General features: G+C 69.4%; 25 protein-coding genes. 16 read left to right on the forward strand and 9 right to left on the reverse strand.

All coding sequences use genetic code 11. From position 1 onward, the window contains the following. Positions 1–98: 98 nt before the first annotated feature. Positions 99–728, reverse strand: coding sequence for a glutathione S-transferase family protein (locus LRS53_RS08025; RefSeq protein ID WP_231355565.1), 630 nt, complete (start codon positions 726–728; stop codon positions 99–101). 76 nt (positions 729–804) lie between these two features. Between LRS53_RS08025 and LRS53_RS08030 the strand changes: the two genes are divergently transcribed. Together LRS53_RS08030 and LRS53_RS08035 are read left to right on the forward strand one after the other, a co-directional pair. Next, complete coding sequence (locus LRS53_RS08030) at positions 805–1,395, forward strand: TetR/AcrR family transcriptional regulator (protein ID WP_231355566.1); 591 nt, start codon at positions 805–807, stop codon at positions 1,393–1,395. Positions 1,396–1,432: 37 nt separating this feature from the next. Then, positions 1,433–1,921 carry a GNAT family N-acetyltransferase gene (locus LRS53_RS08035; RefSeq protein ID WP_231355567.1) on the forward strand — a complete coding sequence of 163 codons (489 nt, stop codon included), beginning with the start codon at positions 1,433–1,435 and terminating at the stop codon, positions 1,919–1,921. On the opposite strand, the gene LRS53_RS08040 is transcribed toward LRS53_RS08035, so the two are convergent. Further along, a complete protein-coding gene (locus LRS53_RS08040) occupies positions 1,918–2,814 on the reverse strand; it encodes an alpha/beta hydrolase (RefSeq protein ID WP_231355568.1) in 897 nt (298 codons plus the stop codon). The two genes, LRS53_RS08035 and LRS53_RS08040, sit on opposite strands and share 4 nt — an antisense overlap. A 97-nt stretch (positions 2,815–2,911) precedes the next feature. Here LRS53_RS08040 and LRS53_RS08045 point away from each other — a divergent pair, with 97 nt between their 5' ends. After that, complete coding sequence (locus tag LRS53_RS08045) at positions 2,912–3,559, forward strand: HAD hydrolase-like protein (protein ID WP_231355569.1); 648 nt, start codon at positions 2,912–2,914, stop codon at positions 3,557–3,559. Between the two features lie 55 nt (positions 3,560–3,614). Here the strand turns inward: LRS53_RS08045 and LRS53_RS08050 are convergent, their stop codons facing one another. Further along, positions 3,615–3,950 carry an I78 family peptidase inhibitor gene (locus LRS53_RS08050; RefSeq protein WP_231355570.1) on the reverse strand — a complete coding sequence of 112 codons (336 nt, stop codon included), beginning with the start codon at positions 3,948–3,950 and terminating at the stop codon, positions 3,615–3,617. A 394-nt stretch (positions 3,951–4,344) separates the two neighbouring features. Between LRS53_RS08050 and LRS53_RS08055 the strand changes: the two genes are divergently transcribed. The 4 genes from LRS53_RS08055 to LRS53_RS08070 are packed head-to-tail and all read left to right on the forward strand — an operon-like array spanning position 4,345 to position 8,851. Next, positions 4,345–5,808: an alginate export family protein gene (locus LRS53_RS08055; protein ID WP_231355571.1), complete on the forward strand. Its 1,464-nt coding sequence runs from the start codon at positions 4,345–4,347 to the stop codon at positions 5,806–5,808. A gap of 10 nt (positions 5,809–5,818) precedes the next feature. After that, positions 5,819–7,051 (forward strand): 3-(3-hydroxy-phenyl)propionate transporter MhpT, encoded by a 1,233-nt coding sequence (mhpT, locus tag LRS53_RS08060; protein WP_231355572.1) that lies wholly within the window; start codon positions 5,819–5,821, stop codon positions 7,049–7,051. After that, a complete protein-coding gene (locus LRS53_RS08065; RefSeq protein WP_231355573.1) occupies positions 7,044–7,595 on the forward strand; it encodes a DUF3237 domain-containing protein in 552 nt (183 codons plus the stop codon). Before mhpT ends, LRS53_RS08065 begins: the two co-directional genes overlap by 8 nt. A gap of 23 nt (positions 7,596–7,618) precedes the next feature. Next, the gene (locus tag LRS53_RS08070; RefSeq protein ID WP_442968504.1) at positions 7,619–8,851 is read left to right on the forward strand and encodes a thiolase family protein; all 1,233 of its coding nucleotides are present in this window, start codon (positions 7,619–7,621) and stop codon (positions 8,849–8,851) included. Between the two features lie 49 nt (positions 8,852–8,900). Here the strand turns inward: LRS53_RS08070 and LRS53_RS08075 are convergent, their stop codons facing one another. The 5 genes from LRS53_RS08075 to LRS53_RS08095 all read right to left on the reverse strand — a co-directional run bounded on the left by LRS53_RS08075 (position 8,901) and on the right by LRS53_RS08095 (position 12,522). After that, the gene (locus LRS53_RS08075; protein ID WP_231355575.1) at positions 8,901–10,298 is read right to left on the reverse strand and encodes a sensor histidine kinase; all 1,398 of its coding nucleotides are present in this window, start codon (positions 10,296–10,298) and stop codon (positions 8,901–8,903) included. Further along, positions 10,295–10,972, reverse strand: a complete 678-nt coding sequence (locus tag LRS53_RS08080) for a response regulator transcription factor (RefSeq protein WP_068384534.1) — start codon at positions 10,970–10,972, stop codon at positions 10,295–10,297. The genes LRS53_RS08075 and LRS53_RS08080 overlap by 4 nt, the downstream gene beginning before the upstream one ends. 58 nt (positions 10,973–11,030) lie before the next feature. Continuing rightward, the gene (locus tag LRS53_RS08085) at positions 11,031–11,582 is read right to left on the reverse strand and encodes a chorismate mutase (protein ID WP_231355576.1); all 552 of its coding nucleotides are present in this window, start codon (positions 11,580–11,582) and stop codon (positions 11,031–11,033) included. A gap of 377 nt (positions 11,583–11,959) precedes the next feature. Continuing rightward, the gene (gene zapA, locus LRS53_RS08090; RefSeq protein WP_231355577.1) at positions 11,960–12,250 is read right to left on the reverse strand and encodes a cell division protein ZapA; all 291 of its coding nucleotides are present in this window, start codon (positions 12,248–12,250) and stop codon (positions 11,960–11,962) included. After that, positions 12,247–12,522 (reverse strand): hypothetical protein, encoded by a 276-nt coding sequence (locus tag LRS53_RS08095; protein ID WP_007161495.1) that lies wholly within the window; start codon positions 12,520–12,522, stop codon positions 12,247–12,249. The genes zapA and LRS53_RS08095 overlap by 4 nt, the downstream gene beginning before the upstream one ends. A gap of 300 nt (positions 12,523–12,822) precedes the next feature. Between LRS53_RS08095 and arnB the strand changes: the two genes are divergently transcribed. From arnB to LRS53_RS08140, 9 genes are read left to right on the forward strand one after another with little or no spacing between them, the layout of a single operon-like run. Next, complete coding sequence (gene arnB / locus LRS53_RS08100; protein WP_231356108.1) at positions 12,823–13,971, forward strand: UDP-4-amino-4-deoxy-L-arabinose aminotransferase; 1,149 nt, start codon at positions 12,823–12,825, stop codon at positions 13,969–13,971. Continuing rightward, on the forward strand, positions 13,968–14,957 hold the full coding sequence (arnC, locus tag LRS53_RS08105) for an undecaprenyl-phosphate 4-deoxy-4-formamido-L-arabinose transferase (RefSeq protein WP_231355578.1): 990 nt from the start codon (positions 13,968–13,970) through the stop codon (positions 14,955–14,957). The genes arnB and arnC overlap by 4 nt, the downstream gene beginning before the upstream one ends. A gap of 14 nt (positions 14,958–14,971) precedes the next feature. Beyond that, positions 14,972–16,951, forward strand: coding sequence for a bifunctional UDP-4-amino-4-deoxy-L-arabinose formyltransferase/UDP-glucuronic acid oxidase ArnA (arnA, locus tag LRS53_RS08110; protein WP_442968490.1), 1,980 nt, complete (start codon positions 14,972–14,974; stop codon positions 16,949–16,951). Between the two features lie 11 nt (positions 16,952–16,962). Beyond that, on the forward strand, positions 16,963–17,844 hold the full coding sequence (gene arnD / locus LRS53_RS08115) for a 4-deoxy-4-formamido-L-arabinose-phosphoundecaprenol deformylase (RefSeq protein ID WP_231356110.1): 882 nt from the start codon (positions 16,963–16,965) through the stop codon (positions 17,842–17,844). Beyond that, positions 17,841–19,484, forward strand: a complete 1,644-nt coding sequence (arnT, locus tag LRS53_RS08120) for a lipid IV(A) 4-amino-4-deoxy-L-arabinosyltransferase (protein WP_231355579.1) — start codon at positions 17,841–17,843, stop codon at positions 19,482–19,484. The genes arnD and arnT overlap by 4 nt, the downstream gene beginning before the upstream one ends. Beyond that, positions 19,481–19,822 (forward strand): EamA family transporter, encoded by a 342-nt coding sequence (locus LRS53_RS08125; protein WP_017639273.1) that lies wholly within the window; start codon positions 19,481–19,483, stop codon positions 19,820–19,822. The genes arnT and LRS53_RS08125 overlap by 4 nt, the downstream gene beginning before the upstream one ends. Beyond that, the gene (arnF, locus tag LRS53_RS08130) at positions 19,819–20,220 is read left to right on the forward strand and encodes a 4-amino-4-deoxy-L-arabinose-phosphoundecaprenol flippase subunit ArnF (protein ID WP_231355580.1); all 402 of its coding nucleotides are present in this window, start codon (positions 19,819–19,821) and stop codon (positions 20,218–20,220) included. The genes LRS53_RS08125 and arnF overlap by 4 nt, the downstream gene beginning before the upstream one ends. Further along, on the forward strand, positions 20,217–21,614 hold the full coding sequence (locus LRS53_RS08135; RefSeq protein ID WP_068384545.1) for a UDP-glucose dehydrogenase family protein: 1,398 nt from the start codon (positions 20,217–20,219) through the stop codon (positions 21,612–21,614). The genes arnF and LRS53_RS08135 overlap by 4 nt, the downstream gene beginning before the upstream one ends. Next, a complete protein-coding gene (locus LRS53_RS08140) occupies positions 21,614–23,296 on the forward strand; it encodes a glycosyltransferase family 39 protein (protein ID WP_231355581.1) in 1,683 nt (560 codons plus the stop codon). The genes LRS53_RS08135 and LRS53_RS08140 overlap by 1 nt, the downstream gene beginning before the upstream one ends. A gap of 159 nt (positions 23,297–23,455) precedes the next feature. Here the strand turns inward: LRS53_RS08140 and LRS53_RS08145 are convergent, their stop codons facing one another. Further along, positions 23,456–24,322 carry a hypothetical protein gene (locus tag LRS53_RS08145; protein WP_231355582.1) on the reverse strand — a complete coding sequence of 289 codons (867 nt, stop codon included), beginning with the start codon at positions 24,320–24,322 and terminating at the stop codon, positions 23,456–23,458. Positions 24,323–24,348: the final 26 nt, after the last annotated feature.

A 24,348-nucleotide genomic window follows, 5' to 3' on the forward strand; every position in this document is an offset into this window, starting at 1 on the left:
TGAGCCCTCACCCTGGCCCTCTCCCCGAGGGAGAGGGGATGGTGGGGTGTGTTGGGGACGGTAAGTGGTCACCGGTAGCTCCAGTGGCTCTTACGGGCTCACCGCAGCTTGAAGTCGGTCGCCACCAGGATCGCCTGGCCGGAGGGTCGCGCGCGCAGGCGGTCGAGATAGGCGGCGAGGCGGGGCCAGCTCGCCGGCCAGCGGAGTTCCGGCAGGGGCTCCAGGTAGTCCAGCATGGGCACCAGCAGGGCGTCGGGCAGGCTGAACTCGGCGCCGCAGAGAAAGCGCTGGTCACCCAGCTGGCGATCGAGCACGCCCAGGGTCGCGTCGACGGCGGCCAGGGCGCGCTGCTGCTCTTCCGGCGTGCGGAAGGGCTCGGGTCGTGGCCCGGCGATCCGCAGCAGATAGCGGCGGACCAGATGGGTATCCACTGTGGTCAGCAGGGCACTGCTCCAGGCGTCCTGCTCCGGATTACCGCCGTGCTCCGGCGCGAGTTGACGATCGAGATGGCTGCAGATGGCGAGGGTCTCGAAGATCCGTTGCTCGCCATCGAGCAGCACCGGCACTTGGCCGAAGGGATGTAGCGCCAGGTGGGCCTCGCTGCGCCAGGCGATGGCCTGGCCACCCGGGGCGAGGCCACAGGGCAGGTCCAGGCCGCGCTCCAGAGCATGGAGGCGCACGCTGCGCACCAGGGTGCTGAAGGCGGGGCCGAAGAGATAGGGCTTCATGCTGCAGACTCCTTGCAAAGAAACCGCGATGCTGGCAAAGGAGACCTTATGTTCAAGAACATAATCTGGAGCAACCATGGCTTGGCCCCTTGATCAGCGCGCGCAGACCCGCCAGCGCATCCTCGACAGCGCCGCCCGCCTGTTCGCCCTCCGGGGCTTCGATGCGGTCGGACTCGATGACCTGATGGCCGATGCCGGTCTCACCCGCGGCGCTTTCTATCACCACTTCCGCAACAAGACCGAGGTCTATGACCAGGCCATCGCCCATGCCGCCCAGGTCGGCAGCGCCCGGCTCGACAGTCTCGGCCGCTCAGGCCTCGGCCAGCTGGTCGAGCATTACCTGAGTCGCGAGCATGCCGAGGGCGATTCGCTGCGCTGTCCGCTGGCCTTTCTGGCGGCCGATGTCACCCATCGGGAGGCCGCCATCCGTGGCAGCTATACGCGCTTCTTCGCGCGCTTCGTCAGCCGGCTGGAACGGGATCTGTCGGGGCCGCCGGCGCAGCGGCGCGCCCGGGCGCTGCAGCTGGTCACCACCCTGATCGGTGGCGTGGCGCTGGCGCGGGCGCTGGACGACGAGGGCCTGGCCGAGGAGTTGCTGGCGGCCTGTCGCCAGGGCGGTCAGGGACTGCTGGAAGAGGGCGATGATTTGGCAGCGGCAGCCGGCTAGGCGACACTGGCAACTCTTTCGTCCACCGGAGTCACCCATGCAGATTCGCCCCTTCGTAGCCGCCGATTTCGATCAGGTCTGGCCGCTGATCCAGCAGGTCGCCCAGGCCCGGGAGACCTACGCCTACGACCCGGACATGAGCCGCGACGACGCCTGGCGACTATGGGTGGAATTGCCCCGGGCAACCTTCGTCGCCGAACGCGATGGCCAGATTCTCGGCAGCTACTACCTCAAGGCCAATGCCATGGGCCCGGGCGATCACGTCTGCAATTGCGGCTACATGGTCGCTCCCGCCGCCCGTGGCCAGGGCGTGGCCGGTGCTCTCTGCGAGCACTCCGTGCAGGTGGCTCGCGAACTGGGCTTCCAGGCCATGCAATTCAACTCGGTGGTGGCCAGCAACCAAGTGGCGGTGCGGTTGTGGCAGAAACACGGCTTCGAGATCGTCGGTACCCTACCCAGGGCCTATCGCCATGCCAGCCTGGGGCTGGTGGATTGCCTGGTGATGTATCGCTGGCTGGCGGACTAGCGCCACTCGCTCAGCACGGCTTTCAGCGAGGCCGGCAACATGGGGCCGTGGCCCAGGCCTTCGAGCACCTCGTAGCGCACCCGGATGCCGGGGAGCTGGCCGAGGCGGTCGGCCAGGCGCCGGGTGGCATCGGCAGGGACCTCGCTCTGGAAGTGCGCGGGCAGCTCGCGTTCGGCGCCGCCCTGCAGTAGCACCAGGCGGGCCGGGTGCGCCTTGAAACGCTCTTTCAATTGCTCGTCGTCTTGCGGCAGCACGGTAGGGCTCCACCACAGCGAGGGACTCACGGCGTAGCCCTGGGCGAAGGCGTCCGGGCGGGTGAGCAGGGCGTGGAGGACGAACAGCCCGCCCAGGGAGTGACCCCAGAGCGCGCGCTGGCCATGATCCAGCGGCACCTGACGGCCAACTGCCGGTTCCAGGCGGTCCAGCAGCCAGGCCAGGAAGACGTCGGCGCCACCGGTGGCCATCTCGCGAAAGCGTTCGCTGGTAGGCGCCGACGGCGTGTAATCGTAGGCCCGTCCGGGGCCGTCGATGCGCTTGCCGCCGACATAGCCCACCGCGACCAGTACGGGCGGATTGGGCCGCTTGGCCAGGGTGTCGAGCAACTCGGCGTTCAGCCCGCCCAGGGCGGCGTTGCCGTCGAGCAGGTAGAGCACCGGATAGCCGGCGGCCGGTACCGGGGTGGCGGGTCGGGCGATCCATACCTGGTAGTGGCGGGCGCCATCGACGGAATCCAGCTTGAGCTCGCTGAAGGCATAGCCGTGGCCCGGCTGCTGGAGCACCTGGGCATCCATGGGCTGATCGATGGGACGGGCCTGGCCGGGAGCGGCGAGGGCGAGCAGCAGCGGCAGGGCCAGCCAGGCGCTCTGACGGGCGAAACGGGGCGAAAGCGGCATCAGCGAACAAGACTCATTTCCAGTGGAGCAGTCGAGCCTACCGATCTCTGCCCCCGGTCGCCATACTGGCCAGTATCTCCGCCGCCCAGGACACCCCATGCATCACCCCCATCTGCTGTTCGATCTCGATGGCACCCTCACCGATTCGCGCCTGGGCATCACCCGGGCGATCCAGGTGGCGCTGCGCGCCGAGGGCATCGAGGAGCCCGATCTGCGCAAGCTGGAGGTCTTCATCGGCCCGCCGCTGCTGCAGAGTTTCATGACCCACTACGGCTTCGACGAGGCGCGGGCCTGGCGCGCGGTGGAAGCCTATCGGGGGTATTTTCGCGCCACCGGCCTCTATGAGAACGAGGTCTATGCGGGCATCCGTGAGTTGCTGGCCGAGCTGCAGGCGGCCGGGCGGCGGCTCTATCTGGTGACGGCCAAGCCGCGGGTGTTCGCCGTGGAGATCCTCAGACATTTCGCCCTGACGGAGTTCTTCACCGCCCTGCATGGCAGCGAGCTGGATGGCACCCGCACCGACAAGACCGAGCTGCTGCGTTTCGTGCTGGAAACCGAAGGCCTGGCGCCGGAGAGTTGCCTGATGCTGGGTGACCGCGAGCACGACCTGATCGCCGCCCAGGCCAACGGCGTGGCGGCGGTGGCCCTGGGCTATGGCTTCGGCAGTCGGGAAGAGCTGGAGCGCCACCGCCCGGCCTTTCACTTCCACAGCGTGGCGGCCCTGCGCCAGGGCTTCGGCCTCTAGCGGCAGACGTCGACCTGCGCGGCAGTGGCCGGCAGGTCGTGGGGTGCGCTAGGGATCAGCCGCAGGTGGCGGTCTGTACCACCAGGCTGGCGCTGGTGGTGATGGTCAGCCGCTGGGAGTTGAAGTCCATGGTCATGGGGTCCTGCGGACGGACCACGCGGACGACCTGGGCACCGGCGCGCTGCCGGCCTTCTTCGGCCAGAGCCGGGGAGAGGGCCTTGCCGACCAGATCCTGGACCGCATCGGAGTTGCACCGGCCACTGCTGCTGACGGCACCGCTCGGGGCCGAGGAGGCCGCCGTCGGGCTGCTCTGGGTTTCGTGCGAGCCGCAACCCGCCAGCAGGGTGAAGAGCGCGGCACCGGCCAGCAGGAGAGGGGTCTTGGAGCTCATGAGTTCGCCTTTTCGATCGTGAGAGAAGGAACCTTAACCCGTACGGGCCTCCTCATGGACCCCTCCAGGGTAGGCATTGTTACAAATCGCGAGTCAGGCGACGTTGATAGGCGCAGGTGACCAGTCGTCTCCCAGCGATAAAGTTAACAAATATAACGTTCGGTAATCGGCCAGATTCGGGTGGGATGGCTTGATCCATTTTTGGCATCGACCATCATCGAACCAGGGCCGCACGGCCTCTTACGGTGACGACAACAACAAAAAAGGAACACCCGCCATGTCAGCTCGCTATCCCACCGCTTTCCCTCCTGACGCTCAGCCGATCCGCGCCCGCTAGGCCCTGATCCCCGCGCCTCGCGGCGCCCTCCGCCTCTTTCGTCAGGACGGTCACCTCATGTCTCTTTCGCGCTCGCTTTTGGCCTGCGCACGGGCCCGCTCGTGCCTCGCCTTTGCCTCTCTCGCCTCCCTGCTGGCCAGCCAGGGCGCCTTCGCCGCGCCTTCCACCACCCTGGAAAGTGCCCGCCCCAAGCCCCTCAACAGCCTGGAGACGGCGCGTCCCCTGCCGCCCGGGCCGCCGCGCTGGGCCGAGGACTATCGCTTCCTCGACGATCCGGCCAAGCGCACCGATCCCTTCGACGGTCTGCGTTACCAGCGCCTCGGCGATTCGGCCTGGCTGCAGACCGGCGGCGAGGCGCGCTATCGCTTCGACAGCATCCGCAATCCGGTCTTTGGCCGGCGTGGGGTGGATACCGATCACTACATCCAGCAGCGCCTGCAGCTGCACGCCGACCTGCACCTGTTCGACGACGCCGTGCGCGCCTTCGTCCAGCTGGAAAACACCCGCGCCTGGAACAAGGCGCTCTACGGGCCCTACGACCAGAGCCGCACCGAACTGCACCAGGCCTTCATCGACCTCAACACACCGCTGGCCGGCGGCAAGCTGATGACCCGCATCGGCCGCCAGGAGCTGGGCTACGGCAACCAGGCCTTCGTCACCTACCGCGACGCCCGCAACATCCGCCTCAACTTCGACGGCCTGCGCCTGGCCTGGAGTCGCCCGGACGGCTACCGGCTGGACGCCTTCGGCCTGAGGCCCGTGGTGACCGGCGAGGACAGCTTCGACGATGGCTCCAACAACGCGGTCAAGTTCTATGGCCTCTACGGCACCCTGCCGCTGGCCGGACCGCTCAAGCTGGATGTCTACGGCTTCGGCCTGGAGACCGATCAGCGCACCCTGGACGGTCTGACCGGTGCGGAAAAGCGCTACACCGCCGGCATCCGCCTGTTCGGCAACGCCGGTCCCTGGGACTGGAGCTGGGACCTGGCCGGGCAGGGCGGGCATCTGGCCGGCGCCCGGATCCGCGCCTGGGGCCTGAGCAGCGAAACCGGCTATCGCCTGGGCGGCGCCTGGAAGCCGCGTCTGGCCCTGCGGGTGGACGCCGCCAGTGGCGATCACGGCCTGGGCGACGACCGCGTCGGCACCTTCGATCCGCTCTATCCGAAGAATGGCTTCTATGGCGACTCCGGTCTCACCACCCTGGCCAACCTCTATCTGGTCGGCCCGCTGCTGACCCTGGCGCCGCGACCGACCCTGCAGCTGGAAAGCGGGCTGTTCGGCGTCTGGCGGCAGAGCACCGAAGACGGCGTCTACCTGCCGGGCATGACCACAGTGCCGGGCACCGCGGCCAGCTCGGCGCGCAAGGCCGGCACCCTCTGGCGCAACAACCTGCGCTGGATGCCAACCGCCAACCTGACCCTGGACCTGGAATACAGCTACTTCCAGGCCGGTGCCGCCGTGCGTCAGGCCGCTGGCGACGACACCAGCTTCCTGATGGCCGCCACCACCTTCCGCTTCTGAGGAGCCCACCATGCGCCTGCTCTCGACCGCCCCGCCCGGGGCCCGCCTGACCCTGCTGCTGTGCTTTATCGTCGCCCTGCTGGAGGGCATGGACCTCCAGGCCATGGGCATCGCCGCCCCGGCCATGGCCAAGGCCTTCGGCTTCCAGCCGGGGCAGATGGGCCTGGTGTTCAGCGCCAGCATCCTCGGCCTGCTGCCCGGCGCCTTCATCGGCGGCTGGTGCGCCGATCGCATCGGCCGCAAGAAGGTGCTGATCGCCTGCGTGCTGATCTTCGGGGTCTTCTCGGTGGCCACCGCCCATGTCTGGAGTCTGGAGAGCCTGCTGCTGGCGCGGCTGCTCACCGGCATCGGCCTGGGCGGCGCCCTGCCCAATCTGATCGCCCTGTCCGCCGAGTCGGTGGACGAGCGCGCCCGCGCCACGGCGGTCAGCCTGATGTACTGCGGCGTACCCCTGGGTGGCGCCCTGGCGGCGGTGGTGGGGCTGCTGGACGTCGGCCGCTGGCAGACGGTGTTCTATGTCGGCGGCCTGGCGCCGCTGCTGGTGGCGCCGCTGCTCGGACGCTACCTGGCGGAGACCGCCGGCTTTCTGCGCAATCGAGGCGGACCTCAGGCGAACGGGCCGCGCGGGGCCTGGCTGGGCGCCATCCCGCTATCGACCACCCTGCTGCTGTGGCTGGGCTACTTCTTCACCCTCACGGTGATGTACATGCTGCTCAACTGGCTGCCCTCGCTGCTGGTGGGCCAGGGCTTCAGCCGCGGCCAGGCGGTGGGGGTGCAGATCCTCTTCAACCTGGGCGGCGGCATCGGCTCGGTGCTGTTCGGCCTGCTCATGGATCGCTGGCGGCCACGGCTGACGGTGCTGGCCATCTACCTGGGCATCCTGCTGGGTCTGGCCGGGCTGGGTCTGGCCAAGGCCTATCCGCTGGTGGCCCTGGCCGGTTTCGCCGCCGGGCTGTTCGTGGTTGGCGGCCAACTGGTGCTCTATGCCCTGGCGCCGCAGCTCTATCCGGCGGCGGTACGGGCGACCGGAACCGGTGCGGCGGTGGCGGTCGGGCGCCTGGGCGCCATGGCCGGACCGCTGCTGGCGGGCCAGGTCCTGGCCCTGGGCGGGGGTGCGGCGACCCTGGTGGTGGCCACCACCCCGGCGGTGCTGGTGGCCGCGGGCGCGGTGCTGGCCCTGCTGCAAAGGCGGACGGCGGCGCCCGCGGCCACCGCCCGCGTGGAGGCTCCCCGTCATGCGTAGCCTGCTGCTGGTCACGTTGCTGATGATGACCGGCCTGGCCCGCGCGGCCACGGCGGACGGCGATCCGGCCACCGCCACGCCACCACCATTGCAGCTCGAACCCCTGGCGCGTTTCGAGGTAGCCCTCGACGCGCCGGTGTGGGAGCTGGGCCAGACCAGCGACCTGGGCAAGCGGCGCATCATCCCCATCACCGGCGGCCGCTTCGACGGCCAGCGCCTGCACGGGCGGATCCTCGACAACGGCGCCGACTGGCAGGTGGTGACCGCCGATGGCCTGGCCATCATCGACACCCGCTATCTGCTGCAGACCGACGACGGCGCCCTGATCTATCTGCAGACCAAGGGCTATCGCTATGGCCCGCCAGAGGTGATGCGCGAGCTGGCCGCCGGCAAGCCGGTGGACCCACGGCGCTATTTCTTTCGCGTCACCCTGACCTTCGAGACCGCCGCCCCGGCCTATGCCTGGCTCAACCGCGCCATTGGCGTGGGCAGTGCCATGCGCCTGGGCAAGGCGGTGGTCTACGACGCCTATCTGCTGCAATAGAGGAGTACCCGATGGCTAGCGGAATGAGTGCGCTCTACGACGATGTCCTGCTGCTGAATGGCGTGCGCACGCCCTGGACCGATCTGAATGGCGCTCTGGGGCAGGTATCACCCACCGACCTGGGTATCGCCGTGGCCCGGGCGCTGCTGGCGCGCGGCCACGACGCCGGGGCGGTGGATTCCGTGCTGGCCGGCTCGGTGGCCCAGGCCAGCTTCGACGCCTATCTGCTGCCACGCCATATCGGCCTCTATGCTGGGGTGCCCGAGGCGGTACCGGCGTTGCAGGTGCAACGGGTCTGCGGCACCGGCCTCGAACTCCTGCGCCAGGCCAGTGACCAGTTGCAGAGCGGCCAGGCCAGTCGAGTGCTGGGTGTGGCGGCCGAGTCCATGACCCGCAATCCCATCGCCGCCTACACCCACCGCAGCGGCTTTCGCCTCGGCGCGCCGGTGGAATTCCACGACTTTCTCTGGGAGGCGCTCAAGGACCCGGCGGTCGGGCTGGACATGATCGCCACCGCCGAGCGCCTGGCGCAGCGCCACGGCATCGCCCGCGAGGCTGTGGATGCCTGGGCGCTGCGCAGCTTCGAGCGCGCCCTGGCCGCCCAGCGCCAGGGCTGGTTCGCGGAAGAGATCGTGCCGGTGGCGGCGGCTCGCTTCGAGTCTGCGGGGCTGGCGCCAAGGGAATTGCGCCTGCCGCGGGGCTGCGCGGTGGTCGAGCATGACAGCCATCCGCGCGAGACGTCGCCGGAGGCTCTGGCGCGGCTGACGCCGGTACATCCGGGCGGCGTCCAGACTGCCGGCAATAGCTGCGCGGTGGCCGACGGCGCCGCCGCCGTGCTGCTGGCGCGGGGCGCGGACGCCGCATCGGAACGGGCGCTGGCCTGGGTGCGGAGTAGCTGCGTGGTCGGGGTGCCGCCGGACCTCATGGGCAGCGGTCCGGTGCCGGCCATCCAGGGCCTGCTCGACCGCGCCGGCCTGGCGCTGGACGCCATCGACCGCCTGGAGATCAACGAAGCCCAGGGCGCCCAGCTGCTGGCGGTGCAGCGCGCCCTGGAGCTGGATCCGGCGCGCCTCAATGTGCACGGCGGCGCCATCGCCCTGGGTCATCCGCTGGCCGCCACCGGGCTGCGCCTGGCCATCACCCTGGCGCGTCAGTTGCGCGCCGAGGGGCTCAGGTATGGCGTGGCGGCGGTGTGCATTGGTGGCGGGCAGGGGATGGCGGTGTTGCTGGAGAATCCGGGGTGGCGAGGGTGCTAAGGTGTAGGGTTGGCCAGGGCGTGTTGGGCTTCGCAGGGCTCAGCCCAACCTACGAAGCCTCCGCCGGGGTCACGACCAGGGGCGGGAAATGGATGGCCACGCGCAGGCCCTGGCCGCCTGCTGCGGTCGCCAGTTCGATGCCGGCGTCGTGGGCGGTGGCGATGTCGCGGACGATGGCCAGCCCCAGACCCGTGCCGTGGATGCCGCTGTCGAGGCGATAGAAGCGCTCGAAGATCCGCTCGCGCTCCGCCTCGGGAATGCCCGGGCCGTCGTCTTCCACCTCCAGTACCGTCGCTCCGGCCTGGCCACGCAGCCGCACCGTGACCTGACCGCCGCGCGGGGTGTATCTGAGGGCGTTGTCGACCAGGTTGTCGAGCAGGTCGCGCAGCTGAAAGGCGTTGCCCTGCACGGTCTGCGGCTCCAGTTCGTAGCCCAGGTCGATGCCGTGGCCATCGGCCTGGGCCAGCTGGCTGGGCATGGCTGCGCCGATCAGCTCGTCCAGCCGCAGGGGTTCGCGTGGCGGACTTTCCAGGCGTGCGGTGGCGGCGCGGGCCAGGGTCAGCAACTGGTTGGTCTGGCGGGTCATGCGCTCGGTGGCGGCCTGGAGTTGCGCCAGGGCCGCGGCGCTTTCAGCATCCCCGGCATGGCGCTGGCGCAGCCACTGGGTCAGGGTGCTGATGCCGGCCAGCGGGGTGCGCAACTGGTGGGCCATGTCATCGAGAAAGGCGCGCTGGTTGCGTGCGCCCTCGCGGATGCGCAGCAGCAGGCCGTTGAGCGCGGTGACGAAGGTGCCCAGTTCGCGAGGCGCACCCTCTTCGCGCAGTGGCGCCAGGTCATCGTAGTGGCGGCTGTCGAGCTGACGCTCCAGCCGTTCCAGGGGCTTGAGGCCCCGGCGCACCGCCCAGAGCAGCTGGGCGGCGATCAGCAGGGCGACCAGGATCTGCACCGCCACCAGGGTCAGCACCATGCGCTGCAGGGCGGCGGTGTGGCGACTCAGGGTCTGGGCCACGCTGGCCACCACCCGTTGCCCGGCCACTACGCCCAGGCGGCCGACCATGAACACCGAGCGATCGTTGATGCGGGTGCGCAGGGCGGTGGTATGGCCGTCGCGCATCTCGTCGGTGATTTCCTGGACCGGCATGGCGGCATCGCCGAACAGCAGCTGGCCTTCGAGGCTGCGCACCGCCAGCCAGACGTGGTCGTGGCTGTTGTGGCGCAGCAGGTAGTCGGCTTCGGTCGGCAGCCACAGGCGGCCGTTGCCATCCACTTCCAGCTGTTCGAGCAACAGGATCGCCGCATCGGTGAGATCGCCGTCCAGGGCGCTGAACGCCGGTTTGCGGGCGAACTGGTAGCTGACCAGGGCGCCGCCAAGATTGACCAGCAGCACCGGCAGCACCAGCCATTTCAGCAGCCGCCGGCGCAGGCTGGGCGCGGTGGCGGTCGTCATGGCGCGGCTTCTTCCAGGCGATAGCCGAAGCCGCGCACGGTGCGGATGCCGACCCCGGAGTCGGCCAGTTTCAGCCGTAGCCGCGAGACATAGACCTCCACGGCGTTGTGGGTCAGGTCCTCGCTGCCCCAGGGGGCCAGGGCGTCGATGATCTGCTGCTTGGAGACCACCTTGCCGGCCTGGCGCAGCAGGTGTTCGAGCACCGCCCACTCGCGGGCCGAGAGATCCAGCGAGGTGTCGCCAAGGCGCGCCTGGTGGGCGGCGGTGTCCAGGCGCAAGACGCCAAGGGTGAGGTCGGCGCTGTTCTGGCCACCGGCGCGACGGACCAGCGCCTTGATCCGCGCCACCAGCTCGGGCACGGCGAAGGGCTTGACCAGGTAGTCGTCGGCACCCACCTCGAAGCCATGTACCCGGTCGTCGATGGCGTCGCGGGCGGTGAGCAGCAGCACCGGCTGATCACTGCCACGCTGGCGCAGACGGCGGACCACCTCGAAGCCGTCCAGGCCACCGGGCAGGCCGATGTCCAGCACCACCACGGCGAAGCGGGTGGTGCGCAGCCAGGCGTCGGCCTCGGCGCCGGTGCGCAGGAGGTCGACCTGCATGCCATGGCCTTCCAGGACGCGGCGGATACCGTCGGCCAGGGTGGCGTCATCTTCAACGAGCAGGATGTGCATGTAGGGTCCTTGGATTCAACGCGGTTCGGTCGCCGTGCCGCCGATTATGCACAGGCTCTCAGCGCGGCAGTGTGCAGAAATCGCCCAGCGCCCGCACCAGGGCCAGGCGGTGGAGATCATCGGGGCGCGCGGCGGCGAGATGGGCGGCGAGGGCGTGCTCCAGCTGCGCCGGGCAGTCCGCGGCGGCGCGCAATTCGCCGGTGGCGGCGAGACCGCCGAGCAGCCTGGCCTGGAGTTCGTTCAGCTGGGTCCTGAGTGCCGTGAGGTCCGTCGTGCTGGCGGGCAGCGGCTGTTCGTTGCGCCGCCAGGCCTGCAGCAGGCCGTATTGCACCAGCTTGTTGGCTTCCATCTGGGCGGCGAAAAAGATCTGGGCGGTGGCCGGGGAGACGCTGGCGCCAGGCGCGGCCTGGGCGACGTCCTGCAGCACCTGGCGTTCGCGGGCTTCGTCCAGCACCGGCTTGCCGCTGTCGTACTTGCTGCGGGCCACCTGATCGGCCAGCGTCAGGCGCTGGGCCATGGCGTCCAGCAGGTCCGGCAGCGGTGCCGACGCGGCCTGGGCGCCCAGGGCGAGACTCAACAACGGCAGGGCGAGCCAGCGAACACCCGACATGACGGACCTCCAGGGCAGGGGAAAGGACCCCGAAACTCGCACGGGGTCGCGGGGCGGTCAAGATGAGCGGGGCAGGGCGGTTGCGCGGGAATGAGAGAGTGGGGGTGGCCCTCACCCCAGCCCTCTCCCCGAGGGAGAGGGGGCGGAGCGGGTGCCGTGCCTCCGTGGATGAAGCTGCGCCGTCATCCACGCTACGGAGTCGCGCACAGGTGGAACCTGTGGCTTTCGTAGGTTGGGCTGAGACGGCCCCATCGTCGAAGCCCAACACGGCGGCGTCGAGCGCAGGTCGGCTTCGCGCGGAGCGGCGCCCTCACCCCAACTCTCTCCCATGGGAGAGAGGGCAGAGCGGCGTGGGTGCCGTGCCTCTGTGGATGAGGCTAGGCCTCCTGCGTCGCCCGTACCTCGGCGGTCAGGGCCTGGAGGCGGGCGTCGAGGGCGCTCAGGGCGCCGGCATCGGCGGCGGTGTCCAGGCTCAGGCGCAGGGCGGCCAGGACCAGCAGTTCGATGGCGTCACCGCGGCGGCGATCGCCCTGGATGGCGACCAGTTCGTCGCGCAGGCGGGCGGCGGCCTGTTGCAGGGCGGCGCGGTCGCCTTCGGCCACCTTGAAGCGGTAGCGGCGACCGAGCACCTCCACCTCGTCGTTGGCGCCTGCGCCTGCGGTCTTCACTCGACGCTGGCCGCGTGGCGCTGCTCGGCGTCGGCGGCTACCGCCTGCTCGACGGACTGGGCAGACAGCAGGGCCAGCAGGCCTTCCACGCGCTGGCGGGTGCTGGCGCCGTGTTCTTCCTGCTCCAGCAGACTCAGTTGCAGGGTGTCATTTTCCTCGCGCGCGGCCAGCAGGGCCTGCTCCAGTTCCTGGGTGCGGGCGGTCAGGCGCTGGTTGCGCTGCAGCAGGTCGCGGATGGCGGTTTCCAGTTCGCTCAGGGTGTTGTCCAGCATGGGCGCGGTCGTCTCTCGTGTCAGGTTCGGGACTGCCAAGGGGGCAGGGATCAGCATTCTAGGCCTCTCACCGACCACCGGCACCCCATTCGTAACAGGCTAAGCCCTTGTTTTGCCAAGGGGTTCACGGGGGTGGCCGGCGAGCTGACCGGCTGTCAGGCAGTTGTCAGGTTGCGCTAAGGGGGCCGTAAGGCAAGACGCCTTAGCCTGGGCTCATCGCGTCGGCTGTCCTGTCCCGGCGCCCCTCGCTTCGGATGAGCCGCCATGACCGATCTGTCCCAGAGCACCGCCCCGCGTCAGCTGGACGAGCCTTTCCTGCCGTTCTCCCGACCCAGCATCGGCGCCGAGGAAGTGGCCGCGGTTAGCCGGGTGCTGACCTCGGGCTGGATCACCACCGGGCCCCAGGCCAACCTGCTGGAAGAGCGCTTCGCCGATTCGGTAGGCGCCGCCCACGCCGTGGCCCTGTGCTCGGCCACCGCCGCCATGCACGTGACCCTGCTGGCGCTGGACATCGGCCCGGGCGACGAGGTGATCACCCCCTCGCTGACCTGGGTCTCCACCGCCAACATGATCACCCTGATCGGCGCCACCCCGGTGTTCGTCGACGTCGACCGCGACACCCTGATGGTCTCCGCCGAGCAGGTGGCCGCCGCCATCACCCCGCGCACCAAGGCCATCGTGCCGGTGCACTATGCCGGCGCCAGCTGTGACCTGACCCCGCTGCGCGCCCTGGCCCGTGAGCATGGCGTGGCGCTGATCGAAGACGCCGCCCACGCCGCCGGCACCCGCTACCAGGGTGAGTCCATCGGCCAGCGCGGCACCGCCATCTTCAGCTTTCACGCCATCAAGAACCTGACCTGCGCCGAAGGCGGCATGCTGGTGACCGACGACGCCACCCTGGCCGAGCGGGTGCGCCGCTTGAAATTCCATGGCCTGGCGGTGGATGCCTTCGACCGTCACGCCCTGGGCCGCAAGCCCCAGGCCCAGGTGCAGGAGCCCGGCTTCAAATACAACCTCTCGGACATCCACGCCGCCCTGGCCCTGGTGCAGCTGGATCGCCTGGGCGACATCAACAGCCGCCGGCGGCTGCTGGCCCAGGCCTACACCCAGCGCCTGGCGCACCTGCCGGTCGCCCCGCTGGCGCTGCCCGACTATGCCCAGACCCACGCCTGGCACCTCTACATCCTGCGCATCTGCCCCGAGCGTTGCGGGATGGAGCGCGAAGCCTTCATGGCCGGCCTCAAGGCGCGCGGCATCGGCACCGGTATCCATTTCACCGCCACCCACCTGCACCCCTGGTACCGCGAGCGCTGGCCGGAGCTGGCGCTGCCCAACAGCGAATGGAATTCGGCCCGGCTGTGCTCCATCCCGCTGTTTCCCGACATGACCCTCGCCGACGTCGACCGCGTGGCCGGCGCCATCGAAGACCTGCTGGAGAAAGGCGCATGAAGCCCTATGCCATCGACCGGGTATCCGTGGTGATCCCCGTCTACAACGAAGAAGCCAGCCTGCCGGAACTCTTGCGCCGCACCCGCGCCGCCTGCCGCCTGCTGGATTGCCAGGTGGAGATCATCCTGGTCGACGATGGCAGCCGCGACCGCAGCGCCGAACTGCTGCAGCAGGCCGCCAGCGAGCCGGACAGTCCCGTCGTGGCGGTGCTGCTCAATCGCAACTACGGCCAGCACTCGGCGATCCTCGCCGGCTTCGAGCAGGCCCGTGGCGATCTGATCATCACCCTGGACGCCGATCTGCAGAATCCGCCGGAAGAGATCCCGCGCCTGGTGCACACCGCCGCCCAGGGCTATGACGTGGTCGGCACCGTGCGCCAGCAGCGCCAGGACTCCTACCTGCGCACCCTGCCGTCGCGGCTGATCAATCGCACCGTGCAGCGTTCCACCGGCGTCGCCATGCGCGACTACGGCTGCATGCTGCGCGCCTATCGCCGCCAGGTGGTGCAGTCGATGCTGGCCTGCCACGAGCGCAGCACCTTCATCCCGATCCTGGCCAACAGCTTCGCCCGCCACACCACCGAGATCGAGGTGGCCCACGCCGAGCGCGAACACGGGGATTCCAAGTACGGCTTCCTCAAGCTGATCAACCTGATGTTCGACCTGCTGACCTGCATGACCACCACCCCGCTGCGCATGCTCAGCCTGTTCGGCGGTGGCCTGGCCATCTTCGGTTTCCTCTTCGCCGCACTGCTGCTGGTGCTGCGCGTCACCCACGGCGCCGAGTGGGCGGCCGATGGCGTGTTCTCGCTGTTCGCCGTGCTGTTCATCTTTACCGGCGCCCAGTTCGTCGGCCTCGGTCTGCTCGGCGAGTACCTCGGCCGGGTGTACCACGACGTCCGTGCCCGGCCCCGGTTCCACGTGGAACAAGTGATCCGCGCCGCCACCCTTTCTCCTTCGCCGGCGCCGCTGCGCCAGGTCCAGTAACAGGAAAGCCCCTGATGAAAACCGCCATCGTCTTCGCCTACCACGACATCGGCTGCGCCGGCCTCGCCGCGCTGATCCAGGCCGGCTATCCCATCGCCGCCGTCTTCACCCACCCGGATGACCCGAGCGAGAACCGCTTCTTCGGTTCGGTGGCCCAGCTCTGCGCCCGCCACGGCATCCCGGTGCACGCCCCGGAAGACGTCAACCACCCGATCTGGGTCGAGCGCATCCGCGCCCTGGAGCCGGATTTCATCTTCTCCTTCTACTACCGCAACCTGCTGTCCAACGACGTCCTGGCCTGCGCCAAGCGCGGCGCCTACAACCTGCACGGTTCGCTGCTGCCGCGCTACCGCGGTCGCGCCCCGGCCAACTGGGTGCTGGTCAACGGCGAGACCGAGACCGGCGTGACCCTGCACCGCATGATCCAGCGCGCCGACGCCGGCGCCATCGTCGCCCAGCAACGCGTCGCCATCGCCGCCGACGACACCGCCCTGACCCTGCACGCCAAGCTGCGCGAAGCCAGCCAGACGCTGCTGCGCGACAGCCTGCCGGCCCTGGCCGAAGGCCGCCTGACCGAGCGCGAGCAGGACGAGAGCCAGGCCACCACCTTTGGCCGCCGCAGCGCCGCCGATGGCGAGCTGGAGTGGAGCCGTCCGGCCGTGGAGCTGGGCAACCTGGTGCGCGCCGTGACCCAACCCTATCCGGGCGCCTTCGGCTGGATCGGTGATCGCAAGCTGATCGTCTGGAGCGCTCAGGCGCGTCAGGAAAGCCATGGCCAGGCCCCCGGCAGCGTGCTGAGCCTGGAGCCGCTGCGCATCGCCTGTGGCGAAGGCGTCCTGGAAATCCAGGCCGGCCAGCTGGGCGACAACGGCCTCTATCTGTCTGGCCCACAATTGGCCCGTGAAGCCGGCCTGGTGGTTGGTGCCCGCCTGCACCGCCAGGATCGCCGCACCAAGCGCCGCACCCGGGTGCTGATCCTGGGCGTCAACGGCTTCATCGGCAACCATCTTTCCGAACGTCTGCTAATTGATGGCGAGTACGAGGTCTATGGCCTGGACATCGGCTCCGATGCCATCGAGCGCCTCAAGTTAGATCCGAATTTCCACTATGTGGAGGGCGATATCTCCATCCACACCGAGTGGCTGGAATACCACATCAAGAAGTGCGACGTGGTGCTGCCGCTGGTGGCGATCGCCACTCCCATCGAATACACCCGCAATCCGCTGCGCGTGTTCGAACTGGACTTCGAGGAAAACCTCAAGATCGTTCGCCACTGCGTGAAGTACGGAAAGCGCGTGATCTTCCCGTCCACCTCCGAGGTGTACGGCATGTGCCAGGACGAGCGCTTCGACGAAGACCGTTCCAACCTGGTGGTCGGCCCGATCAACAAGCAGCGCTGGATCTACTCGGTCTCCAAGCAGCTGCTCGACCGGGTCATCTGGGCCTACGGCGCCAAGGGCCTGAAATTCACCCTGTTCCGTCCGTTCAACTGGATGGGCCCGCGCCTGGATCGTCTGGACTCCGCGCGCATCGGCAGTTCCCGCGCCATCACCCAGCTGATCCTCAACCTGGTGGAAGGCACCCCGATCAAGCTGGTGGACGGCGGCGCCCAGAAGCGCTGCTTCACCGACGTCGACGATGGCATCGAGGCGCTGTTCCGCATCATCGAGAACCAGGGCGGTCGCTGCGACGGCCAAATCATCAACATCGGCAATCCGGACAACGAAGCGAGCATCCGCGAGCTGGCCGAAGAGCTGCTGGCGCAGTTCGAGGCCCATCCGCTGCGCCATGAATTCCCGCCCTTCGCCGGCTTCCGCGAGGTGGAGAGCAAGAGCTTCTATGGCGATGGCTACCAGGACGTGGCCCACCGCAAGCCCAGCGTGGAGAACGCCCGCCGCCTGATCGACTGGCAGCCGAGCACCGCCATGGCCGCCACCGTCGGCAAGACGCTGGACTTCTTCCTGCGCGAAGCCATGGCGCAGCGGGAGGCCTGATGAAAGCCCTGATCCCGGCCAGCCTGCGCATCGACGTGGACACCTATCGCGGCACCCGCGAAGGGGTACCGCGGCTGCTCGACCTGCTGGACGAAGCCGGGGTCAAGGCCAGCTTCTTCTTCAGCGTCGGACCGGACAACATGGGGCGCCACCTGTGGCGCCTGGTGAAGCCCACCTTCCTGTGGAAGATGCTCAGATCCAAGGCCGCAAGCCTCTATGGCTGGGACATCCTGCTGGCCGGCACCGCCTGGCCGGGCCGGCCCATCGGCCGCGACCTCGGTCACCTGATGCGCGAGACCCGCGCCCGTGGCCACGAGGTCGGGCTGCACGCCTGGGATCACCATGCCTGGCAGGCCCACACCGGCAGCTGGAGCCTGGAGCGCCTGGGCGCGGAATTCGGCCGTGGCCTGCAGGCCCTGGAAGACATCCTCGGCGCCCGGGTCGACTGCTCCGCCGCCGCCGGCTGGCGTGCCGATCCGCGGGTGGTGCTGGCCAAGGAAGCCTTCGGCCTCAGGTACAACAGCGATTGCCGCGGCAGTGCGCTGTTCCGCCCGCGACTGGGCAACGGCAGCCACGGCACCCCCCAGGTGCCGGTGGACATGCCGACCTTCGACGAGGTGGTCGGCCCGGAGCTGGCCGCCGGTGACTGGAACGACTATCTGCTCAAGCGCTTCCGTCCGGGTGCGCTCAACGTCTACACCCTGCACGCCGAGGTGGAAGGCATCGCCTTCGCCGAGGACTTTCGCGCCCTGCTCAAGGCGGCGCGGGAGGAGGGCGTCCTGTTCCTGACCCTGGGCGACCGTCTGCCGACCGATCCGCGCCAGTTGCCCGCGGGCAATCTGGTGCGGGGCAGCCTGGCCGGACGCCAGGGCTGGCTGGGCGTGCAGGCATGAGTCGGCGACGCCTGTGGATGCTGCTGCCGCTGGCGCTGCTGGCCTACGCCCTGCCGCTGGCCTGGCGCGGCCTGTGGATTCCGGACGAGTCGCGCTATGCGCAGATCGCCCAGGAGCTCTGGCGGCGTGGCGACTGGGTGGTACCGCACTTCCTCGGCTTGCCCTATTTCGAGAAACCCATCGGCGGCTACTGGACCCAGGCCATCGCCCAGGCCTGGCTCGGGGATTCGCTGCTGAGCGTGCGCCTGGTGCCGCTGCTGGCCAGTCTCGCCACCGCCGCCCTGGTAGTGCGCCTGACCCGGCTGATCTGGCAGGACCGCCCGCTGGCGCTGCTTGCCGGGGTGGTCTATCTCTCCTGCGTGGCCGTGGCTGGTCTGGCCACCTACGTCACCCTCGACGCCCAGTTCGCCTTCTGGATGGCGCTGGCGCTGCTCGCCCTCTGGCAGGCCCAGGCCGCCGAGACCCGCGGCGCGGCCCTGGCCCAGTGGGCGCTGCTGGGACTGGCCTGTGGCTGCGGCCTGCTGACCAAGGGCTTTCTCGCCCTGGTGCTGCCGGTGCTGGTGGCCGTGCCCTTCTTCCTCCTGCAGCGGCGCCTGGGCGAGTTGCTCTGCCGCGGTCCGCTGGCGGTGCTGGTGGCGATCCTGGTGGTGGCACCCTGGGCGCTGCTGGTGGCCCAGCGCGATGCGGATTTCTGGAATTTCTTCTTCTGGCACGAGCACATCCAGCGTTTCGCCGGCCAGGATGCCCAGCACGAGCGGCCGTTCTGGTTCTATGGCCCGGTGCTGCTGCTGGCCATCCTGCCCTGGGCCGGCCTGCTACCGCGTACCCTGGGCCGGACCTGGCAGGAGCGCCGCCATGCCGGTACCGCCTTCCTCGGCATTGCCGTGGTCGGCCAGCTGCTGTTCTTCAGCTTCAGCCGCGGCAAGCTGCCCACCTACCTGCTGCCGACCCTGGCCGCCCTGGTGCCGCTGCTGGCGCGCACCCTGCTGGAGGCGGGCCGCCGCGGCGCCACCGGCGCCCTGCGCCTGAACGGCCTGTGCAATCTGTTGCTGGGCCTGGCCGGCGTTGCCGCCCTGCTGATCTATGGCGGTCGCCTCTATGAAAGCGGCGAAGGCCTGACCCGTGCCCTGGCCCTGCTGGCGCCCCTGGCGCTACTGCTGGCCGGTCTGGCCGCCCTGGTCTGGCCGCGGCGCACCCTGCTGGCGCCGGCCCTGGCGCTCTGGGTGCTGCTGCCGCTGCTGTCCATCGCCCTGCCCAACAGCCTGGTCGACAACAAGCTGCCGAGCAGCTTCATCCAGGCCCAGCTCGGCCACTTCAAGAATGCCGGCCTGCTGGTCAGCAACGACCTCGGCGTGGCCGCCAGCCTGGCCTGGGCCAGCCACCGCGACGACGTGGTGCTGGTGGGCGGTCCGGGCGAGCTCAAGTACGGCTTCGCCCGCGAACCGGCCAGCGGCCGCCTGATCGAAGAGCGCGACCTGGCCGCCTGGCTCGCCGCCCATCGCGACCAGGGTCCGGTGGCCATCCTGCTGCGGGTCGACGGCCCCAGCGATCGCCAGCTGCTCGACAGCCTGCCCGAGCCCGGCGAGAGCATCGCCAGCGAGCGCCTGGTGCTGCTGGTCTATCCGAGGCCGACACCGTGACCGCCCTCGACGGCCTGCTGATCGCCGTGGTGATCGGCCTCACCTGCGCCGGCCAACTGGGCCAGAAGCGCGCGGTGACTGCCGGCAATGCCCTGGCCGCACGACTGCGCTCGCCCTGGCTGTGGGGCGCCCTGGTCTGCCTGGGCCTGGCCCTGCTGGTCTGGTGCGCGGTGCTGCAGCGGGTGCCGGTGGGCGTCGCCTATCCCTTGCTCTCGCTCAACACCCTGGCAGTGACCCTGCTGGCCCGCCTGGTGTTCGGCGAGCGGGTGGATGCCCGCGCCTGGTGCGGCTGCCTGTGCATCGTCGCCGGCGCCGCCCTGCTGGGAGGCCAGCTATGAACGGCCTGTTGCCGCTCGGCCTGAGCATCCTGCTCACCACCCTCGCGCAACTGTCTCTGCGCGCCGCCCTGGTGCGGCTGCCGGTGATGGCCACCTGGCTGAGCACGCCGTCGGCGCTGTTCGGCGCGGCCGGTCTGCTGCTGGCCCTGGGCATCCTCTGCTACGGCCTGTCGCTGCTGGCCTGGCTGGCCGCCCTGGCACGCCTGCCGCTGGGTCGCGCCTATGCGGCGCTCGGCCTCTCCTACGTCTTCGTCCACCTCGGCGCGGCCTGGCTGCCGGGCGCCGCCGAATCCTTCACCCCCTGGAAAACCCTGGGCGTCGCGCTGGTTGTGGCCGGCGTCGCCCTCGTCGGCGGGCCCCGCGCCAGCGCCGCTCCCACCCTGAGGAATACCCTATGAACATCAGCGTTTTCGGCATCGGCTACGTGGGTCTGGTGCAGGCCGCCGTGCTGGCGGAAGTCGGCCACCAGGTGGTGTGCATGGACATCGATCGCGCCAAGATCGACAAGCTCAAGCGCGGCGAGGTGACCCTCTATGAGCCGGGTCTGGAAGAGCTGGTGCGCAGCAACCTGGCTGCCGGGCGCCTGGTGTTCACCCACGAGGCCGCCGAGGCCGTGGCCCATGGCGCCGTGCAGTTCATCGCCGTCGGCACCCCGCCGGCCGCCGATGGCTCGGCCGATCTGTCCGCCGTCTTCGCCGTGGCCGAGACCATCGCCCGCCTGCGGCGCGAGCCGCTGATCGGCCAGCCGGTCTCCCGCGATCCGCTCTTGGTGGTGAACAAGTCCACCGTGCCGGTGGGCACCGGCGACCGCGTCCGCGCGCTGATCCACGAGGTGCTCGCCGAAGAGGGTCGCACCCTGCACGTGGAGGTGGTCTCCAACCCGGAGTTCCTCAAGGAAGGCGCCGCCATCGCCGACTGCAAGAAGCCCGATCGCATCGTGGTGGGCACCGATTCGCCGGTGGCCCGCGACCTGATGCGCGAACTCTATGCGCCCTTCAACCGCAACCATGACCGCATCCAGTGCATGGACCTGCGCAGCGCCGAGCTGGCCAAGTACGCCGCCAACAGCCTGCTGGCGGTCAAGATCAGCTTCATCAACCAGATCGCCGAACTCGCCGAGCACGTCGGCGCCGACATCGAGGCGGTGCGCCAGGCCATCGGTGCCGATCCGCGCATCGGCCACCACTTCATCTACCCAGGCTGCGGCTACGGCGGCTCCTGCTTCCCCAAGGACCTGCAGGCACTGATCCGCACCGGCGAGGAAAACGCCGTGGAGCTGGATCTGCTGCGCGCCGTGGAAGCCATCAACGTGCGCCAGAAGACCAAGCTGTTCGAGCGCATCAATACCTACTTCGACGGTGACCTGCGCGGCCGTACCTTCGCCCTCTGGGGGCTGGCCTTCAAGCCCAACACCGACGACATGCGCGATGCGCCCAGCCGGGTGCTGATGGAGGCCCTCTGGGCGGCCGGCGCCAAGGTGCGCGCCTTCGATCCGGTGGCCATGGCCGAGGCCCAGCGCCTCTATGGTCATGACGAACGCCTGGCGCTGATGGGTACCCCCGAGGCCGCCCTGGCCGGGGCCGATGCCCTGGTCATCTGCACCGAGTGGCAACAGTTCAAGGCGCCGGACTTCGATCTGATCGCCCGCCAGCTCAACCAGCCGCTGATCTTCGACGGGCGCAACCTGTTCGATCCCGAGCGCATGGAGCGCCGCGGCATCGAATACTTCGCCATCGGGCGTGGCGCCGCCCTGGGCGGTCCTCAGGTCACCCGCCGCGTGGATGCCGCCTGATGGTCTCGCCCATGCCCCTGACCCCACGCAGCGCGCCCCTCTACGCGCTGCCGGCGGCCAGTCGCCTGCGCCGTGAAAGCCTGCTGCTCGGACTGGTCGCCACCCTGATGTTCACCCTCGGCATCTGGAACCAGGCGCCCCAGGGCTTCGACGGTCGCTGGGCGGTCTTCCTCGGCGAGATGTTTCGCCATGGCCCATCCTTTTTCGCCACCACCTACGGCCAGCCCTATCCGGACTATCCCGGCACCGCCACTTGGCTGAGCTGGCTGGCCGCGCGGGTGATCGGCGCGCCCAACCACCTGGCCAACGTGCTGCCCACCGCCCTGGCCTCGGCCGCGGTGCTGGCGCTGACCTATCGGCTGCTGGCCGACACCCGCCGTGCCTGGGCACTGCTCACGGTGCTGCTGGTGGCCCTGACCCCGCAATGGCTGGAAAAGGCTCGTGCGGTCTGCCTGGACCAGCTGGTCGCCCTGGTGGTGCTGCTCTGCTTCTACCTGCTCCATAGCGCCGACCGCGACGGCCGCCCGCTGCGCCGCCTGCTGGTGTTGCCGCTGTTCGCCCTGGGCTTCGCCATCCGCGGCCCGCTGGGGCTGATCGAGCCCTGTGGCGTGGTCTGCCTCTACTGGCTGGTGGTCGCCTGGGGCGAGCCGGCGCGCCGCACCTTCGCCCTGCAGCGCCTCTTTGGCTATGGCTTGGCCGGTCTCGCCTTGCTCGCCCTTGGCTGGTGGACGCTGATCCAGCTGGCCCATCACGAGGGCGGGGCGGCTTTCGCCGCCGAGGTCTGGCACATGCAGGTCACCGGCCGGCTGGACGAGAGCGGCAAGCCCTTCTGGTTCTATCTGCAACTGGGTCTGTATCGCTATCTGCCGGTGCTGCCCCTGGCGCTGCTGGTGCTGATCGCCGAGCGCCGCCGCCTGCTGGCCTGGCCGCACACCGCCCAGCGCCGGCTGCTGCTGGGCCTGGCCGGCAGCGGTCTGCTGATCCTGGTCGGACTGTCCATCCCGCACTTCAAGCGCGCCTACTATGTGGTGCCCATGGTGCCTTTCCTGGCCGCCATCGCCGCCCATGGCCTGCTGCGTGCGGAGAGCTGGTTCCGCCGGGTCGCGCCGCTCTACACGGCGCTGGTACTGGCCCTGCCAGGGCTCGCCCTGATCGCCATGCTGGTCTGCCGTCACCTCTGGCAGCGCCACGGCTACTGGCCGGACGTCTCCCTGGCGCTGCTGGTGCCAGTCTTCGTCGCCCTGCAGATCGCATCCCTGGTCGGCTGGCGCCGCCTGACCGGCAGCCGCCGGCTGCTGGCCCTGAGCGCCCTGGCGCTGGCCTCCCAGTGGCTGATGCTGGTCGCGGTGGTGGAGCCGGCGCAGGACCTGCAGTACGACACCCGCGGCTTCGTCCAGCAGGTGGAGGGTCTGCGTCAGCAGCAGCCGGGTCCGCTGGTGTTCTTTGGTCTCGGCCAGGACAGTTGGGCGATCCGCTACATGATGAACCTGGACCACGACGAGCAGCCGATCTTCATCGCCCGACCCCAGGTCGCGGACTTGGCGCACCTGCCGTCCGGTGCCTGGATCATCCTCGCCCGCGACGACCGTGAACTGCTGGCGGGCACGCCGCTGGCCGACCTCACCCCAGTGCTGGGTCGCCGCCTCAACGGCAACCCCTGCCTGGTGTATCGCCTGCCCTGAGGCCCCCGGAGCCGACTTAGAGCCTGTTCATAATCTCGCGAGCTAGAGCCAAACAAGGCGAAAAGGCTTGAGGAAGCGGAGTTTACAGATCGTAAATGAGCATTCCGAAAGCCTTTTCAACGTAGTTTGGCCGACGCGCAGCAGATTATGAGCAGACTCTTAGCGAGCGGCTCCGGCTTCTCGCGACAGTTCCAGGATGCGGTTGCGCCCCTGCTCGGCGACCAGATAATTGCCGTCGCCGCGAGGGATCAGGGTCTGCGCCGAGCGCAGGTGCGAGAGCACCGTGACCAGGCTGCCATCAGGCTTGACCAGCAGCACCCGGGCGCCGTGGGTGGCGTCCTCGGTGATCCACAGGCCATCGGCCGAGCACTGCACGAAACCGGGGGCGTCGAGGCCCGTGGCGACCAGGGTGTCTGCACCCCCGGGTTGCCACTGCTTGACCCAGCCCTTGGCCTTTTCGGTATAGAACAGCCGCCCATCCGGGCAGCGCGCCACCCCTTCGCCTTCTTCCAAGCCGTCGCGCAGCACCGCCAGGCGTCGCTGCACCGGGTCGTAGCTGAGCAGACGCCCGCGCGGCAGGTCCTCGATGGCATAGAGGGTCTGGCCATCGGTGGCGACGCCCTCGACGTCGTTACCGTCGAACAGGGCGTCGCGATGCCCGTCGCGCAGGAGAAACACCGGCAGCGGACCGCCTTCCTGGCTGACCACCAGACCGCCCTGGAACATCACCAGGCCATCCGGCTTGGATAGCTCGCCCAGCACCGGCTGGCGCTCGCCATTGGCCAGCAGGCGCAGCAGGCTGCCGCGGCGACTGGAGAACTCCTGGGTGACGAACAGGCTGCCGTCGGCATCCACGGCCAGGGCACTGACCATGGGGATGTCCGCGGCGAATTCCCGGTAGCTCCAGCCCGCGGCGGCACTCACCGGATGGAAATGCCGCCAAGCTGGATAGGCGAAGCCCGCGGCCAGCACGGCGACACCCAGCGCCAGACCCTGGCGCCAGCCCAGGCGCGGAACACGGCGCATGGCGATCTCTCTGTGGCTGAACGATG

The sequence above is a fragment of the Pseudomonas sp. PLB05 genome, assembly GCF_021106615.1.
GTDB lineage: Bacteria > Pseudomonadota > Gammaproteobacteria > Pseudomonadales > Pseudomonadaceae > Chryseomonas > Chryseomonas benzopyrenica.